We start from the raw sequence: 15,477 nt of genomic DNA on the forward strand, positions 1-15,477 counted from the left end.
TGCAGCCCGGTATCCGTCCAGCAGCTTGCTCCGGCCGGAATTCCGCTGAGTGTTGAATGGATCCAGGCCTGGGCCTGCAGGCGATAGGCATCGGTGAAGCGAGGACGCCAGTCCGCGGGATAGGCCGTTCCTCGCGACAGACCCGAATTGATCTCGGTGCGCAGGGGCGAAAGCAGCGAGACCGTTGCGGTGGAAGCGTAAGCGCCTCGCGGATCGCCTATGGATTTGGGCTTGACGTTTTCCGGAATCGCCAGGGCATGAGTTCCTCGATCTGGGTTTGCGGATGGCCGTTGATGATGGCGTCGAGGGTTTCGGCGAGGTAGGCGACCGGGTTGACGTCGTTGAGCCTGCAGGTGGCCACGATGGAGGCGAGCAGCGCCCAGTTGTCGAACGTAGTGCTGTGCTGCGATTGTCGACAGTGTCCCAGGAGCCTCTTAGGGACCATTGCCTCCAACGATCCGTTGCTTTCCCCACCCCAACTTTCAAAATTGTGGTAAAGTCTCGACGTTGTTATTGGCTTTGAGCGAGCGGTGTGAGGGCGCTGGAGGCTACCATGCACTTCATTAAGCTCCTGGTTGGCTCAGCAATATTGACAGCATCGGGGGCAGCGTTTGCGGCAGAGGAGGTGTCTGTCGAGAGAGGACGGCTGGTTTCCATCATCGGCAGCTGTCACGACTGCCATACTGACGGCTACAGGGAAGCCGAAGGCGCGCTCGACCCCACCAAGGCATTGAGAGGGAAAGTAATAGGTTGGCGGGGGCCGTGGGGCACAACCTATGCAAGCAATCTGAGATGGAGCGCGCAAGACCTTAGCGAAGACGGGTATGTAACCTACATCAAGACACTTCGCACATTGCCGCCGATGCCTTGGTACAACGTTCGCGTCATGCCGGAGAGCGACATTCGGTCATTCTATCGATATGTGAAGTCGCTCGGTGATCCCGGCGCCTTCCTCCCGAGAACGGCGAGACCGGGGGAAGAGCCGAGGACGCCCTTCGTCACGCTGGAGCCACCGCAAATGCCGAAACCTTGTTCACGCGACCTGGACTGCGGCGTGGGCGAAGTTTGCTCGGCCGCACCAGTCCGCCAATGCGTTAAGAAGTAGGCACCCTGGGCAGCGGCCCTCTTAAGACAGCCGACCCCAATTACGCGGTAGGGCGAAACCTTAAGTTTCGGAATAGTAGCGAACGCCGCCCTCGGGCCAGACGTCAAGTCAGACCGTCAATGATAAAACTTAGGGTGAGCGCCTCGCGGATCGCCTGTGGATTTGGGCTTGACGTTTTTCGGAATCGCCAGGGCATGAGTTCCTCGATCTGGGTCTGCGGATGGCCGTTGATGATGGCGTCGAGGGTTTCGGCGAGGTAGGCGACCGGGTTGACGTCGTTGAGCCTGCAGGTGGCGATGGAGGCGAGCAGCGCCCAATTTTCGGCCCCGACTTTGTGACCTGCAAACAGGGCATTTTTTTCTGGTCAGGCATACTGGCCTGATCGCGTTTTCGACCGGGTTGGTGTCGAGTTCCAGGCGGCCATCGTCCAGGAAGCGGGTCAGGCCTTGCCAGTGGCCGAGCCCATGCCGGATGTCTTCGGCCAGGCCAGAGCCGGAGGAGATCATCGATAGCTGCTTTTCGAACCATGGTTTCAGGGCAGCGATGATGGGCGCGGAATGCTCCCGTCCGGCGGCAAGCCGGGCTTGAGGTGATGCGAGCATCCGCGCGTGATCCGCACCCATTACCCCTACGCCGATAATTCCAACGCGTATACTCAAGTTGACTTCCGTATTATTCCAATGCGTTCAGTCAAGCCAGCCGGTTGTCCGGGCTTTTCCGGCCTCGTGCGAGTCGGCGGCCGCCTGGATGAATTTCACCCAGCGCAGCCCGTCGAGCACGTTCGGAAACAAGATCGTGACTGCCTCCGCATGAACGGTTGCACGGTACAACGCGGTACGCGATGCCGTTTCGTGAGACGCTTCTCGCAATGAATCCTGGCCGGCTCCGCGGGCGAAAGCGCGTCAGAGAAGCAGCCGCTGGTCCGTTGTAGGCAAGATGCGGATCATATCCGCAGTAGGATGAACCTGCCGTGCCGGCGTGTCTATCTTCTGAGGCTGACCGGTGCTGGCGGCGCGCTCAATGGCAAGCAGGGCGCGCACGTCGGCAAATCCTTCTCCACCGTCGGCTTCAGGCGGTTGTGCATTCAGGATGCAGTCGGAGAAATACGCGGTCTGTCCGGCGAAATGGTCTGTCTGCGGGAACGTCTTTTCGGTTCTGATGTCGCCATGCCGAAGCTTCATTTGCACGGCAGTCTCGAAACGGAAGCCAGGGTCGGCCGTTACGCTCCCCTTCGTTCCGGCCACGTGGTAAAAATCCGAATTGTCCGCGCCGAAGCTGGCAATGAACTGTGCAAGCCGGCCCTCGGGGAAGCGCAACGTCACGGCAATGCTTTCCTCTACCTCCCCGACTGAGGCGCTGCCGAAACTCCTTACCGCGACTGCCTCGATCGGCTCAGTGGCAAAGATATGGCGCGCGGCATTCAGGCAGTAGACGCCGATGTCCTGCAAGGGACCGCCCCAATAGGCGGCCTTGAGGCGGTGATTGTCGGACGACGCTACGAAGGAGAAGACCGCGGCAAAGATGCGGGGATCGCCGATCTCACCGCTGCGGATGCGCTCCAGGACCTCGACAGTGCCGGGCTCGTTGTGCAGCCGATACGCCGTCATCAGGTACGCTCCGCTCTCATTGGCGGCGGCGATCATCGCCTCGCATTCCGCCTCGGTCGTGGCCAGCGGCTTCTCAACGAGCGCGTGCTTGCCGGCTCTCAGGGCTCGGATCGCATAGTCGGCATGCATGGAGTTCGGCAATGCCACGTAAACTGCATCGGCGACGTCCGATGCGAGCATCTGGTCGTACTGCTCATAGCTGAAGACGTGTTCCACGCCGTAGAATTCGGCGAGCTTGGCGGCGTTTTTGGCCGAGCCGCTGACGATCGCCGTGATTGTCGAGTTTCCGGTCTGGGACACACCGGGCATAAAGGCTTCCTGTGTGATCCAGCCCGCGCCCACCACGGCATATCGTATCTTTCTCAATTGCTCCTCCCGAATGGGATCACTCCCGGCACTCGTCTAAAAATGGTCACGCCGTGGCCAGCGGAGCGTCTCTGAGGCCTGACGGCAGCGGTCGATTTGCCAGTCGCTCGATGGGTCTGTTGTCGCCTCTCAGGGGCAAAGGCGGGCAAGAGTCATCCCTCGCCCGCCGCAGAGTTGCGCCCCCCGCCTACTTTCCGATGCAGGTGTCGGCGGTTTCGGGGGTGCAGACGTCGAGACCGGTGTAGGTCGGGTCGGCCGGCGCGGGCTTGCCGTCCTTGATGTCCTTCAGCGCCAGCATGGTCTTGTAGCCCATTTCGAACGGCCGCTGTCCGACCTGGCCGAGCGACAGGCCTTCCTTCATCTGGTCCATCTGCACCGGCAGCGTGTCGGCGACGACCAGAGCCAGCTCCTTCTTGGCGATCTTATCCTTGTACGGCTCGACCGCAGCGCGATTCGCATCCGGTATGAATTGCGGAAAGCCGCCTGTCGGCACGAAGGCGTCGAGGTTTGGCGTCTTCGCCATGAAGTCCTGGAACTGCTGAACCGACAGAGGGAAGTCGTCGTTGGTATAGAGAGGGCAGCCCGGTGCTTCCGTCCAGCCGTTCTGGCCGGTCAGGGCATCACCTGGCGAGGCGGCCGACTCCTTGCCGGCCAGCGTATCGCGTATACCCTTCATGCGCTCATTGTGGTTGGCCGCGGCAGCTCCGCCCGACTGGATACAGATGGTGCCACCTTTCGGCTTGATGGTCTGCACGATCTTGGCGAGGTTGACGCCAATTTCGTAATTGTGCGTGCCGATATAGGCGACACGCAGGTCCTTGTTCTCCGGTAGCACATCCGAGTCCCAGGTAAGCACGGGAATGCCCGCTTCCTTGGCGGCCTGAAGCGCGACGGCCATTGCCGCGGCGTTCGACGGGGCGACGGCGATGCCGTCGACCTTCTTGGCCACCAGGTCCTGCACGATCTGCACCTGCTCCTCGCCGCCGCCATGCTCGCCGGGGCCGATATACATGCATTCGATCGCGCCGCTGGATTCGGCTTCGGCCTTCTTGCAGCCGTCACGAGCCTGGTCGAAGAAAGGATTGTTCATGTTCTTCGGCACAAGGGCGAAGACGTATTTCTGCTGGGCATAGGCCTGCCCTGCCATCAGCGCGGAAAACGCCACGGCCGCCGTCAGAATGTATTTTTTCACCTGTTCCTCCACTTTGTTTTGACGTCCACTATCCCCGACGGCTTGCGGCCGCCGGATTCTATTTGCGCTTCCAGGTAAACATACCCTCCAGCGTCGCCCGCAGCGACTTGCCCGAGGTCTGCATGCCGAGAAGCACGGCAAGAATGATGAAGGCCCCGACAAAGGCGCCCTGCCAGTTCGAATCGATCCCGGCCATCAGCAGCGCGTTGCGGATGACCTCGAGGAAGGCCGAACCGATCACAGCGCCAAACGCGGTTCCGTAGCCGCCCATCAGGCTGGCCCCCCCGATGACGGTGCCGGCGATCACCCTCAACTCGTAGCCGGTTCCCATCGCGTTGATGGCCGAGCCGCTGTAGCCGAGCAGCAGCAGGGACGCGATCGATGCGGTAAATGCGCAGAAGACATAGGCCTGGAATTTGATCCAGTCGACGGGGACGCCGGTCATCCGCGAGGCGTTCTCGTTGCCGCCGATCGCGAAGAGGTGGCGCGCCCAGGCGGTGAAAATGAAGACGGAGCCGACGATGAGCGCGAGGATCACCATCACCCAGAACTGCGAGGACAGTTCCGGGATCCAATGAGGCACCCAGCCGTCAGGCGTGTGCCTCGGCCATTTGGCCTGGCCGATGGCCTTGACGATCGGCGCATCGGGTCCGAACTGGTAAAGCATCTGGTTGCCGGACAGCACGACCGCCAGCGAGCGCGCGATCGACAGCATGCCTAGCGTCACCACGAAGGACGGCATGCCGATATAGGCCACGAAGAAACCGTTAAAGGCTCCGCAGGCGATGCCTGCGAGCAGACCCGCGCCAAACGCCACATACCAAGGCTGGTGCCAAGTGAGCAGCAGGCCGGCGACGATCGCGACCAGCCCCATCACCGAGCCGACCGACAGATCGATGCCGCCGGTGATCAGCACCACCGTCATGCCCAGCCCCATGATGGCGATAGGTGCAAAATTGCGGGTGGTGTTGGTAACGTTGTCGACCGTGCCGAAGCTGGGCTCCAGCCACGTCATGAAGACCACCAACACGAAAAGCGCGATCGCGACCCAGAAGGCCTGGCTGGCGATCATCTTCTGGAAAACGCTCTGCTCTATTATGCCGACCACATCACCGATGGACGCATGGCCTTCCTTCAGCATGTCGCTCTGGCTATGCATCACGGATCGCTCCCGTAATTAGGCCGGTGATCTCCTCCGGCGATGTCTTCTCCGTCGCCTTGTCGGCCACTTTCGAGCCGCGTCTCAGCACGATGATGCGGTCGCAGACCGCGAACACATCGGGCATGCGGTGGCTGATCAGCATTACCGACACATTTTGCGATTTGAGCCGCCGGATCAGCTCCAGCACCTCGGCTACCTGGCGGACCGAAATCGCCGCGGTCGGCTCATCCATCAGCACGAGCTTGGAGTTGGATAGCCGGGTGCGGGCAATGGCGACCGCCTGCCGCTGGCCGCCTGACATTTTTTTGACCAGATCGCGCGGCCGCGTCTCCGACTTCAGCTCCGCGAACAGTTTTGCCGAGCGGTTGATCATCGCCTGCTTGTCGAGCACGCGGAGCGGCCAAAACCCCTTCTTAATCTCGCGGCCGAGAAAGACATTTTGGGCGGCCGTCAGATTGTCGGCCAAGGCCAGATCTTGATAGACGACCTCGATCCCTTCGCCCCGTGCCTCGATCGGCTTGTGGAAATGGCAGACCTTGCCGTCCACCGCGATTTCGCCGTCGGAGGGTGGGAAGTTCCCCGCAATCAGCTTCACCATGGTCGATTTCCCGGCACCGTTGTCGCCCATCAGGCCAACCACCTCGCCGGCAGCAACCGCGAAGCTAACATCTGACAAGGCGCGGATAGCACCAAAGCTTTTCGAGACGCTTCGTACGTCCAGCACAGACACATTCTCCTCCCTGTGCGACGTCGACTTGAGCACTCAGCCGACGTACCTCTCTCCGGCTGCAATCTATATTGCAAAATGTACAAACATGCAACGTTTATTTCAGACGCATGCGGGGCGGCGACCAACTCTCCCTCGCATCAGTCTGTTCGCAGCCACTTGCTCTCCCGGGCCGAGCCCTGAATTGCCTCCACGAGTTCCTGGATGCGTTGGCCGGCCCGGAAGCCGAAAGGCTCGTCTCGCTTCCCGGCGATCGCATCGACGAACCGCGCAATCTCGATAGCCTTCAGATCGTTGAAGCCGAGCTGATGGCCTGGTGCGACGCAGAAGAGTCCATAGGGATCGTGATCCGGACCGGCCTCGATGCGCCGAAAGCCACGCCGGCCGCCGGGATCGGCCGTGCTGTAGAAATGCAGCTCGTTGAAGCGCTCCTGGCTGAAGACGAGCGCCCCCTTGGTGCCATAAACCTCGAAATCGTGCTGCATCTTGCGGCCGGTGGCGACCCAGCTCGCTTCGATGCTGCCGGATGCACCATTGGCAAAACGCAGAAATGCGCGACCGATGTCGTCGACCTCGATGGTCCGGCGCCCGCCTCGGCCATCCGGACGGCTCGCTATGACGGTGACGGAATCGCCGAGGACCCGTTCCACCGAGCCAAGCAGAAACTCCGCCGTGGCCAGAGCATGGCTGCCCAGATCCGCCAATGCGCCACCGCCGACAGGATCGTGCCGGAAGGTAAATGGGCTTTCCGCATCCGCCATGTAGTCCTCGGCGTGAATGCCGCGATAGCTGCGGATCTCGCCCAACTCGCCCGCGCGGATCATCTGCCGCGCCAGCGCGAGCAGCGGGTTGCAGAGATAATTGAACCCGACCTGCGTCCTGACGCCGGCCGCTTCCGCCGCCTCGGCCATCCGTCGGGCATCCGCCGCAAGGGGCGCCAGCGGCTTCTCGCAATAGACGTGCTTGCCGGCGGCAATGGCGGCGAGCGCCATCTCCTTGTGGAAGCAGTTCGGCGCCGTGATATCGATCATATCGATCTCCGGGTCCTCGACCAGACGCCTCCAGTCCCCGCTCGCCCGCGCGAACCCCAAGGCCTGCGCCGCCTGCGCGGCGAGGTCCTCGGTTCTGTCCGCAACCGTGTGGAGCACCAGTTCGTAGGGAAGATCGAAGACACGTTGTGCGGCAGCAAAGCCGAACACATGGGTCTTGCCCATGAAGCCGGTGCCGATCAGGCCGATTCTGAGTTGAGGTTTTTCACCGGCCATTCAACTCGGCTCCGTTTACCACCAGCGCTGAGTCGATCCGCCCGGCGAAAAAATCGAGCACGTTCTGCACGGACGAGATTGCCATGCGCTCGCCGCACTCGGCGGTGAGCCCGGCAATGTGCGGCGTCAGAATCACCTGGTCGAAGCCGAAGAGCGGATGGTCCGCGGCGGGTGGTTCATCGTCGAAGACGTCGATACCGGCCGCTGCGATGCGCCCCGCTAGCAGCGCCGCGATCAGCGCCGCCTCGTCGACGATGCCGCCCCGCGCTGTGTTGATGAGAACAGCAGTCGGTTTCATCGCCGAGAGTTCCACGGGGCCGATCACCGGGCGCTCGGCCTTGGGTACGTTGACGGAGATCGCATCGGCCCAGGCGAGTCCCGTTTGCAAATCGCTCACCGGCGCGACCGGCCCCTCCGGCCAGCCTTGCCTCTCAAGGAATGGATCATAGGCACGCACGTCCATGCCGAATGCCGCCGCCATGCGCGCCAGGTGGCGGCCGATCCGGCCGAACCCGAGGATCAGAAGCCGCTTGCCCGAGAGTTCGCTTGGCTCCAGCCGGTTGCGCCAACCCCATTCGTTACCGCGCACCGAACGATCCGCTCGGATCAGCCGCTTGGTTGCCGCCAGCAACAGCATCATGGCGTGCTCGGCCACCGACACCGAGTTCACATCGCCGACGATCGCGAGAGCGATCCCGCGCCGATTTAGGGAGGATAGATCGACAGCGTCGTAGCCGACGCCATGGCGCGAGACGATCTTCAACCTCTCGGCGCGTGCGACGGTCGGAGCCGACAAGGGCTGGGTGCGAATGACGAGGCCATCGGCCTTGCCGATCAGAGGTGCGTAGCTTGGTTCGGAGACATCTTCGACATAGTCGTAGGTGACGCCGGGCGACCCATCGAGAAGTTCGATGCCGCTCGGATGAAGCTTTCCGGCGACCAGGACGTGGGGCATCAATAGCCTCCCTTGCCGGCTTCGGCCGGGACGGCTTTCGCACCCGTCAATTCGCGGAAGCGAGCGACACTTGCCTGCGCGGCGGAGGCAAGCAGTCGGGAGTCACCCGAGACGGTTGTCATCTCGAAACCCCATTCGACGGCACGTGCGGCGTAGTCGGCCGTGCCGCAATGGAGCGCGGCGCGTTTGCCGTTCTTCTTGCAGGCCGCAACGATCGTCCGCAGAGCGGCGATCATGTCAGGCTCCTCGCGATCGAAGGACGGCGCGAGACGCCCCTGGTGCAGGCTGAAGGTCAGGTCTGCGGGACCGACATAGATGCCGTCGAGCCCTGGCGTTGCGGCGATCGCATCGAGATTGCGCATCGCCTCGGCGGTCTCGACCATGGCGAAAGCCAGGATCTCGTCATTGGCCTCGGCCGCGTAGTTGGCACCCGCCGAGAAGTTGGCACGCGTCGGCCCAAAACTGCGCTGGCCGGCCGGCGGATAGCGCAGGTAGCTGACGAGCTGAGCCGCCTGTTCCGGCGTGTTGATCATGGGACAGATCACGCCATAGGCGCCGGCATCCAGCACCTTCATGATGATGCCCGGCTCCAGCCACGGCACGCGCGCCATGGGCACCACCCTGGATGCACGCATCGCCTGGAACATCGGAAGCAGCATCGAATAGTCGAGCGCGCCGTGCTGGACATCGATGCTCACGCTGTCATAGCCCTGCGCGGCCATGATCTCGGCGGTGAATGGATTGCCGATCGAAAGCCAGCCATTGATCGTGGGCCGCCCTTCGGCCCAGATCTGCTTGAGCTCGTTCTTGATCAAGGCGGCCTCCTCAGAACACGATCTGCGCAAGCTTGGTGTCGAGGTAGTCACCGATACCTTCGCTGCCGCCTTCGCGACCCATTCCGGAATATTTCGTGCCGCCGAACGGAGCCTCGGACGCGGCAAGAGCGAAGCTGTTGATGCCCACCATGCCTGCCTTCAGCTCGGCCACCGTCCGGCGCGCACGCTTCGGGCTCGACGTGAAGGCATAGGCCGACAATCCCATTGGCGAAGCATTCGCCCGCTCGAGCGCCTCCTCATCCGAGGAAAACCGGCTGATCGCCGCGATTGGCCCGAAATTCTCCTCGGCAAAGACCCGCATGTCGTCGGCAACATCGGTCAGGACCGTGGGCTCATGAAAATGGCCGGCATTGAACGCCGCAACCCGATGGCCGCCCGCGACGAGCTTCGCACCGGCTTTCATGGCGTCGGACACGATGTCTTCGATCTCGGAAAGCCGGCCGGCATTGATGAGCGGGCCCATCTGCACGGATGGGTCGAGCCCGTCGCCCAGTTTCAACGCTTTGGCGCGTTGCACAAAGCCCTCGACGAAGGCGTCGTGCAGGCTTTCGTGGACGAAGAAACGATCCGGTGTGACGCAGACCTGGCCGGAATTGGCGTATTTGGTCGGCACGGAGACGTTGAGCGCGGCATCCAGATCGGCGTCGTCGAAGACGATCAGGGGCGCGTTGCCGCCAAGCTCCATAGACACCTTCTTCACTGTGTCGGCAGCATCGCGGATCATCTGCTGGCCGACGCGGGTCGAGCCGGTGAGGGACACCTTGCGCACCGCCGGCGAAGCCATGATCGGCGCATAGGTCGTGCTCGTGGGCCCAACGACCAGGCTGACCGTGCCGGCAGGAAGATTGCAGGCGCGGATGCAGTCAACCATCAGCATCGCCGTCCCGGGCGTCTGACTTGACGGCCGGACGATGGTCGAGCAGCCAGCGCCAAGCGCCGGCGCCACCTTGCGGGCGACCAGTGCCGCCGGAAAGTTCCAGGCGGTGAAGGCGGCTGCGATCCCGACAGGCTCGTGCAGAACTTCGAAACGACCGCCGGGCACGCGCGATTCGATGACGCGCCCATAGATCCGGCGGGCCTCCTCGGCGTACCAGCGGAACTGATCGACCGCCAGCCCCCATTCGCGCTCGGACTGGGCAATAGGTTTGCCGGTCTCGCTGGAGATCATCCGCGCGGCTTCGTCCTTGCGGCGGATCATCTCGTCCGCGATAGCATGCAGGGCGGACGCGCGCTCAGAACCACCCTTGGATTTCCATGCGGAAAACCCACGGGCGGCGCTAACCAGCGCCTCTTCCGTGTCCGCGCGGGTGGCGACCGGAGCCTCGCCCAGCGGCTTTTCCGTCACCGGGCTCATCACCGGCGCCGTCCCGCCATCGGATGCCTTGCGCCACTTCCCGTCGATAAACAGTCCGTAGTTCGCGTACATGGCTTATCCGATCTCGCTGACCTTCACGAAGCGGCCTTCGACCGCCGATTTCATCGCCGCCTCAGCCAGGATCAGGGCGCGGCGCCCGTCCTCAAAACCGACCAGCGGCGGCTCGCCCTTCTCGACGCAGGTGACGAAGGCGTCGATCTCGGCATCGAACGCTTCGCGGTATCGCTCGATGAAGAAGTCGAGATAAGGCGCGGCGGCTTCGGTTTGCGCGACCGAGTAGCGGCGCAGTTCGTGAGGCTTCCTGTTGCCGCTGATCACCATGCCGGTGCTGCCCAGAAGCTCGACGCGCTGGTCGTATCCATAGGTTGAGGTGCGGGAATTGTTGATGTGGCACTGCTTGCCGCTTTTGGTTCGCATCACGACCATGACGCTGTCGTAGTCGTTCAGTTCCTCCATCATCGCCGGGTCGATCAGCCGGCCTCCGATGGCGAACACCTCCTCCGGCTCCTCTCCCAGCATGAAGCGGGCGAGGTCGAAATCGTGGATCGTCATGTCGCGAAAAAGCCCGCCCGCGACCTCGTAGTAGGAACGGGGCGGCATGCCCGGATCACGCGAGGTGATAATAACCTGGTGCAGGTCGCCGATCTCGCCGGATCGTACGGCGTTCCACGCCGCACGATGACCGGGGTCGAAACGTCGGTTGAAGCCGATCTGGACCGGCACGCCCTTGGACAAAATTGCTTCGGCGCAACGGTTCACCCTTTCCAGGCTAAGATCGATCGGCTTCTCGCAGAGCACGGGTTTGCCAGCGGCCACCGCCTTTTCGATGTAGTCGGCATGCGTGTCAGTCACCGTCGCGACAAGGACCGCATCTACATCTGCCGAGGCAAATACCTCGTCGGCCGACCCCGAAGCGCGAACGCCGTGCCGCGCCGCGACAGTCTCCGCGGACGATTCGTCGATGTCATAGACGGTGGCTAGTTCCGCACGAGGATGTGCGGCGATGTTTGCCGCATGCATCCTGCCAATCCGACCGCAGCCGAGCACAGCTATCCTGAGCATGAAGTCCTCCCGGTTTGAATTTTTGCAATGATCGTTGCAAACATATTGATTTGTCAATGGGCATTCCGTATAGATTTGGAAAGACCGTCGTTAGGGAGGAGACAAAGATGACCAGGGCCACCGTCCGTCTGACCATGGCACAGGCGCTCGTGCGCTATCTGTGCAACCAGTTCACGGTCGTCGACGGCGAGAAAGTTCCGCTTTTTCCGGGAGTCTTCGCCATCTTCGGGCACGGCAACGTGACGTGCCTTTCTGAAGCACTCGAGGCGGTGAAGGACGTGCTGCCGACCTGGCGCGGCCAGAATGAGCAGTCGATGGCGCTTGCAGCGATCGGCTTTGCAAAGGCGAAGCGCCGGCGCCAGATCATGGTTGCGGCGACCTCGATCGGTCCGGGTGCGCTGAACATGGTGACGGCGGCAGGTGTCGCCCATTCGAACCGGCTGCCGGTGCTGATGCTCTCAGGCGACACCTTCGTCAGTCGCCGGCCCGATCCGGTCATGCAGCAGGTCGAGCACTTCGGCGACCCGACCATCAACGTCAATGACGCCTTTAAGGCAGTCACGCGCTACTGGGACCGCATCGTCCATCCCGAGCAGATCATCTCGTCGTTGCCGCAGGCGGTTGCGGTGCTGCTTGATCCGGCCGATTGCGGGCCTGCCTTCATCGCTTTGCCGCAGGATGTGCAGGAGATCGCCTGGGATTATCCCGAAGCCTTCTTCGAACAGACGGTGAATGAGGTGCCGCGCCCCCGGCCCGATCGCAGCCGGCTCGCCGAAGCGACGCGCCTCCTCAAAAGCGCAAAGCGGCCGCTGATCATCTCGGGTGGTGGCGTGCGTTATTCGGGTGCAGAGAAGGTCCTTGGCGATTTCGCCAAAAGGCATGGGATCCCGCTCGCGGAGACGATTGCCGGCAAGGGCACGGTTACGCACGACCACCCCGCGCATGTCGGACCGATCGGCATCGTCGGCTCAACCTCGGCCAACGCGCTGGCGGCGGAAGCCGACGTGATCATCGCCGTCGGCACACGGCTCATGGACTTCACCACCGGATCCTGGAGCGCCTTCTCGGCCGACGCAAAGTTCGTCTCGATCAATGCCGCACGCTGGGATGCCACCAAGCACCGGGCGCTCGCCGTCGTCGGCGACGCGCTGGAGACGATGAGCGAACTCGAAGGTGCCCTCGGCGACTGGAAAGCGGAGAGGGCCTGGACAGACAAGGGTCGCATCGAGTTCGCCAAGTGGAACACGATGCTTGACGGCTTCCAGAAGCCGACCAACGAGCCGGTCCCGACCTATGCGCAGGTCGTAGGCGTGGTGAACGCCAAGGCGGGCGAGCGTGACCTGCTGATCACCGCGGCCGGTGGACTGCCCGGCGAGGTGATGAAGAACTGGCGGGTGAAGGACCCCAACACTTTCGACTGCGAGTTCGGCTTCTCCTGCATGGGTTATGAAATCTCTGCCGGCTGGGGCGCGGCCATGGCTGACCCTACCCGGACGCCGATCGTCATGATCGGCGACGGCACCTACATGATGATGAACTCCGACATCTATTCGTCGGTGCTCGCCGGCCACAAGATGATTCTCGTGGTATGCGACAATGGCGGCTATGCGGTGATCAATCGGCTGCAGAACGCCAAGGGCGGCGCCTCTTTCAATAATCTGATTAAGGACTGCCGGGTGAAGGAGCCGTTCTCGGTCGACTTCGCCAAGCACGCGGAAGCCATGGGCGCCCTGACGCGCCGTGTCGAAAGCCTCGCCGATCTCGGTCAGGCGATCGAATGGGCGAAGACCACCGACCGCACCACCGTCATCACCATCGTCTCCGACGCCTTCACCTGGACCCCGGGCGATGCCTGGTGGGACGTCGGCGTGCCCGAGATCAGCGGGCGCCAGCAGGTCCGCGACGCGCATGCCGTGCAAACCGAAGGTCGCAAGAAGCAGCGCGTGGGTGTCTGAACCGTTCGGGCGCGCGGGGGCGTCCCCTGCCGGAACGATGCAAAACTCCCTGAGCATTGTTCCCGGCAGTTTTGTCGCTGCGCAGGCAGCCAGCAGCATTCGAAAATCATGATTGGAGATGACGATGAGAGCCAAGCTTGGAATCGCGCCGATCGCCTGGTGGAACGACGACCTTCCCGAACTGAGCGACGACGTCTCGCTGGAGGAGTGCCTGCGGCAGGCCCGTGAGGCCGGCTTCACCGGCATGGAGACTGGCCGCCGCTTCCCGATGGACGCGGCGGTGCTTGAGCCCATCCTGAGGCAGCATGCCATGAGCGCCTGTGGCGGCTGGTTCTCCGGCCGCTTGCTGGTCGGCAATATCGATGAAGAGAAGGACCGCATCGCCGCGCAGATGGAGTTGTTCAAGGCGACCGACGCGCCCTGCATCGTCTATGGCGAGACGGGTCGCACCATTCAGGGCGACCGCGGAACGCCGCTGGCTATGCGCCCGCGTCTCGACGACGATCAGATCAAGGCCTACGGCCGTAAGCTCACCACTTTCGGCGAATGGTGCGCGGGTCAGGGCATGCCGATTTGCTACCACCACCACATGGCCGCGCCGATCGAAAGCGAACAGGAGGTCGATCTGCTGATGAAGCATTCCGGCGAGGGTCTGCCCCTGCTCTACGATGCCGGCCATATGGCCTTTGCCGGAGGCGACGTGCTGCGGGTGGTGGACAAGCACCACGCCCGCATTTCGCATGTACACACCAAGGACATCCGCCAAGCGGTCGTGGACGGGCTCGACCGCAGCCGGGAAAGTTTTCTCGACGCGGTGGTCAAGGGAGCCTTCACCGTGCCCGGTGATGGCTCGCTCGATTTCGAGGCGATCGTCAAGCGCTTGGCGAGCCACGGCTACGAAGGCTGGTTCGTCGTTGAAGCCGAGCAGGATCCCGTCAAAAGTCCGCCGCTCGAAATGGCGAAGATCGGCCACAAGGAATTGCTGCGTGTGATGGCCGCGGCTGGCTACAGGGTGGAGGGCTGAACGCATGAACCGGATAGATGGAAAGGTCTGTGTCGTCACCGGCTCGACGCAGGGGTTGGGAGCGGCCATCGCGCATCGGCTTGCCGAAGCGGGCGCTGCAGGCGTCGTGACGCTCGGCCGCAACGAGACCAAAGGCCGTGCCGTGGCCGACGCGATCACGCGCGAAACCGGCGTGCCGGTCCACTTCGTCAATGCCGATCTCGGCAAAGTCGAGGATTGCCGACGCGTGATCGCGGAGGCCGAGCGCGTCTACGGCAAGATACATGTGCTGGTGAACGCTGGTGCCCGCACGGACCGTGGCACCATCCTCGATACGTCGCCCGAACTCTTCGACGCCCTGTTCGCCGTCAATGTGCGCGGACCTTATTTCCTCATGCAGGAGGCCATCAGGCACATGATCCGCAATGGCATTGAGGGTGCGATCTGCAACATCGGCTCGATCTCGGAACATGCCGGCCAGCCCTTCATCAACGTCTACTGTGCTACCAAGGCGGCGCTGGCAACCTTGACCCGCAATACGGCATTTTCCGTCATGAAGAACCGCATCCGCGTCAACCAGCTGGATATCGGCTGGATGGCGTCCGACCACGAGCGGGAATTGCAGGCGAGCGAGAAGGGCGATCCCGACTGGGAAGCGAAAGCCGTTGCACACCTGCCCTTCGGGCGCCTGATCGACCCCCGCGAGGTCGCGCGGGCGGTAAACTTCCTTGTTTCGGACGATGCCGGGCTCATGACAGGTTCGGTGGTGGATTACGACCAGACAGTCCTTGGTGCCGCATCCGGCCCCATGGCCGTGCCTGAAAAGGCGATGGCGTTTTAACCTTCCGACACCGATTGAGAATCGAC

General features: G+C 62.7%; 13 protein-coding genes and 1 pseudogene. 3 read left to right on the forward strand and 11 right to left on the reverse strand.

Going from position 1 to position 15,477, the window contains the following annotated elements; translation table 11 throughout:
• Positions 1-217 precede the first annotated feature (217 nt).
• The 11 genes and pseudogenes from NKJ55_RS11390 to iolG form a co-directional block, all read right to left on the reverse strand.
• Positions 218-445: a transposase domain-containing protein gene (locus NKJ55_RS11390; RefSeq protein WP_502901478.1), complete on the reverse strand. Its 228-nt coding sequence runs from the start codon at positions 443-445 to the stop codon at positions 218-220.
• A gap of 763 nt (positions 446-1,208) precedes the next feature.
• Positions 1,209-1,701, reverse strand: a pseudogene (locus tag NKJ55_RS35605) (IS66 family transposase); the annotation flags it as partial.
• 306 nt (positions 1,702-2,007) lie between these two features.
• Positions 2,008-3,057 (reverse strand): Gfo/Idh/MocA family protein, encoded by a 1,050-nt coding sequence (locus tag NKJ55_RS11410; RefSeq protein WP_352449985.1) that lies wholly within the window; start codon positions 3,055-3,057, stop codon positions 2,008-2,010.
• A gap of 208 nt (positions 3,058-3,265) precedes the next feature.
• Entirely contained in the window at positions 3,266-4,270 is a 1,005-nt protein-coding gene (locus tag NKJ55_RS11415; RefSeq protein ID WP_023676588.1) for a substrate-binding domain-containing protein, read from the reverse strand.
• 58 nt (positions 4,271-4,328) lie between these two features.
• Positions 4,329-5,429, reverse strand: coding sequence for an ABC transporter permease (locus NKJ55_RS11420; RefSeq protein ID WP_156937342.1), 1,101 nt, complete (start codon positions 5,427-5,429; stop codon positions 4,329-4,331).
• A complete protein-coding gene (locus NKJ55_RS11425) occupies positions 5,422-6,162 on the reverse strand; it encodes an ATP-binding cassette domain-containing protein (protein WP_352449986.1) in 741 nt (246 codons plus the stop codon). The genes NKJ55_RS11420 and NKJ55_RS11425 overlap by 8 nt, the downstream gene beginning before the upstream one ends.
• A 137-nt stretch (positions 6,163-6,299) precedes the next feature.
• Positions 6,300-7,424, reverse strand: a complete 1,125-nt coding sequence (locus NKJ55_RS11430) for a Gfo/Idh/MocA family protein (RefSeq protein WP_352449987.1) — start codon at positions 7,422-7,424, stop codon at positions 6,300-6,302.
• Complete coding sequence (locus NKJ55_RS11435; RefSeq protein WP_352449988.1) at positions 7,414-8,379, reverse strand: hydroxyacid dehydrogenase; 966 nt, start codon at positions 8,377-8,379, stop codon at positions 7,414-7,416. The genes NKJ55_RS11430 and NKJ55_RS11435 overlap by 11 nt, the downstream gene beginning before the upstream one ends.
• On the reverse strand, positions 8,379-9,194 hold the full coding sequence (locus NKJ55_RS11440) for an HpcH/HpaI aldolase family protein (RefSeq protein WP_352449989.1): 816 nt from the start codon (positions 9,192-9,194) through the stop codon (positions 8,379-8,381). Before NKJ55_RS11440 ends, NKJ55_RS11435 begins: the two co-directional genes overlap by 1 nt.
• Before the next feature lie 10 nt (positions 9,195-9,204).
• Positions 9,205-10,641 carry an NAD-dependent succinate-semialdehyde dehydrogenase gene (locus tag NKJ55_RS11445; RefSeq protein WP_352449990.1) on the reverse strand — a complete coding sequence of 479 codons (1,437 nt, stop codon included), beginning with the start codon at positions 10,639-10,641 and terminating at the stop codon, positions 9,205-9,207.
• A gap of 3 nt (positions 10,642-10,644) precedes the next feature.
• Positions 10,645-11,652 carry an inositol 2-dehydrogenase gene (iolG, locus tag NKJ55_RS11450; RefSeq protein ID WP_352449991.1) on the reverse strand — a complete coding sequence of 336 codons (1,008 nt, stop codon included), beginning with the start codon at positions 11,650-11,652 and terminating at the stop codon, positions 10,645-10,647.
• A 107-nt stretch (positions 11,653-11,759) separates the two neighbouring features.
• On the opposite strand from iolG, the gene iolD reads away from it, so the two are divergent.
• From iolD to NKJ55_RS11465, 3 genes are all read left to right on the forward strand, one after another.
• Positions 11,760-13,607, forward strand: coding sequence for a 3D-(3,5/4)-trihydroxycyclohexane-1,2-dione acylhydrolase (decyclizing) (iolD, locus tag NKJ55_RS11455; protein WP_352449992.1), 1,848 nt, complete (start codon positions 11,760-11,762; stop codon positions 13,605-13,607).
• Between the two features lie 124 nt (positions 13,608-13,731).
• Positions 13,732-14,631: a myo-inosose-2 dehydratase gene (gene iolE, locus NKJ55_RS11460; RefSeq protein WP_352449993.1), complete on the forward strand. Its 900-nt coding sequence runs from the start codon at positions 13,732-13,734 to the stop codon at positions 14,629-14,631.
• Positions 14,632-14,635: 4 nt separating this feature from the next.
• Positions 14,636-15,451, forward strand: coding sequence for an SDR family oxidoreductase (locus NKJ55_RS11465; RefSeq protein WP_352449994.1), 816 nt, complete (start codon positions 14,636-14,638; stop codon positions 15,449-15,451).
• The last annotated feature ends 26 nt before the right edge of the window (positions 15,452-15,477 follow it).

Origin of the sequence: Mesorhizobium sp. M0106 (assembly GCF_040322715.1) — a bacterium.
GTDB lineage: Bacteria > Pseudomonadota > Alphaproteobacteria > Rhizobiales > Rhizobiaceae > Mesorhizobium.

Bases quoted from the DNA above. Each gene is read 5' to 3' on its own strand.
- iolG (WP_352449991.1), bottom strand. From the start codon at position 11,652: ATGCTCAGGATAGCTGTGCTCGGCTGCGGTCGGATTGGCAGGATGCAT.
- iolD (WP_352449992.1), top strand. From the start codon at position 11,760: ATGACCAGGGCCACCGTCCGTCTGACCATGGCACAGGCGCTCGTGCGC.
- NKJ55_RS11430 (WP_352449987.1), bottom strand. From the start codon at position 7,424: ATGGCCGGTGAAAAACCTCAACTCAGAATCGGCCTGATCGGCACCGGC.
- NKJ55_RS11420 (WP_156937342.1), bottom strand. From the start codon at position 5,429: ATGCATAGCCAGAGCGACATGCTGAAGGAAGGCCATGCGTCCATCGGT.
- NKJ55_RS11390 (WP_502901478.1), bottom strand. From the start codon at position 445: ATGGTCCCTAAGAGGCTCCTGGGACACTGTCGACAATCGCAGCACAGC.
- NKJ55_RS11465 (WP_352449994.1), top strand. From the start codon at position 14,636: ATGAACCGGATAGATGGAAAGGTCTGTGTCGTCACCGGCTCGACGCAG.
- NKJ55_RS11435 (WP_352449988.1), bottom strand. From the start codon at position 8,379: ATGCCCCACGTCCTGGTCGCCGGAAAGCTTCATCCGAGCGGCATCGAA.
- NKJ55_RS11445 (WP_352449990.1), bottom strand. From the start codon at position 10,641: ATGTACGCGAACTACGGACTGTTTATCGACGGGAAGTGGCGCAAGGCA.
- iolE (WP_352449993.1), top strand. From the start codon at position 13,732: ATGAGAGCCAAGCTTGGAATCGCGCCGATCGCCTGGTGGAACGACGAC.